This window comes from Vibrio sp. D173a (assembly GCF_030248475.1).
The window spans coordinates 1-636 of record NZ_JAHGAH010001280.1; the positions used below are offsets into that span (position 1 = coordinate 1).

The 636-nt window shown below is 48.0% G+C and carries 2 pseudogenes; both read left to right on the top strand.

From position 1 onward, the window contains the following. A pseudogene (locus KIV40_RS32845) lies at positions 1-247 on the top strand (bifunctional ADP-dependent NAD(P)H-hydrate dehydratase/NAD(P)H-hydrate epimerase); the annotation flags it as partial. 60 nt (positions 248-307) lie between these two features. After that, positions 308-636, top strand: a pseudogene (locus KIV40_RS35675) (NAD(P)H-hydrate dehydratase); the annotation flags it as partial.

Consider the following 636-nt stretch of genomic DNA (forward strand, 5'->3'; position numbering starts at 1 on the left):
TACTGTCACCTTTATCGCAATGAAGCAAGGACTAGTAACAGCACAAGCAAGGCGTTATGTCGGTGAGCTATTATTCGCAGGGCTGTCTGTCGATAGTGAGTTTGTCGATAGCTATGAACCCGATTCGTTGTTAACGAATGCAGGCTGCCTATCTGCTTTGAAGGATAGATCGCAAGATTCGCATAAGGGAACGCATGGGCGTCTTCTTATTGTTGGAGGTGGCGATGGAATGAGTGGTGCAGCCTAGCTAGCTGCCGCGGCATCGTTACGCACCGGAACTGGGCTCACCGCATTAACGGTCCACGATTCGAGCTGTTTGCCTGTCCGTTCTTTATTACCTGAAGCCATGGTTTCACAAACATCTGAACTATTGTCTCGCCTTAAGTGGTGCTCTACGATCTGTTTGGGTGTTGGCTTAGGTCGGCTTGATTGGGGACAGGATGTTTATCAAACCGTGATGATGGCTTATATTGGCTGGCGAAAAAACGATGTGAGGGCGGGTTAATAGACAATACGGTCATTACCCCGCATCCAGGTGAAGCCGCGATGTTACTCGATTGCAGTGTCACTGATGTTGAGGATAATCGTTATCGTGCAGTCAATCAGTTATGTCAAAAATACCAATGTGTCACGGTA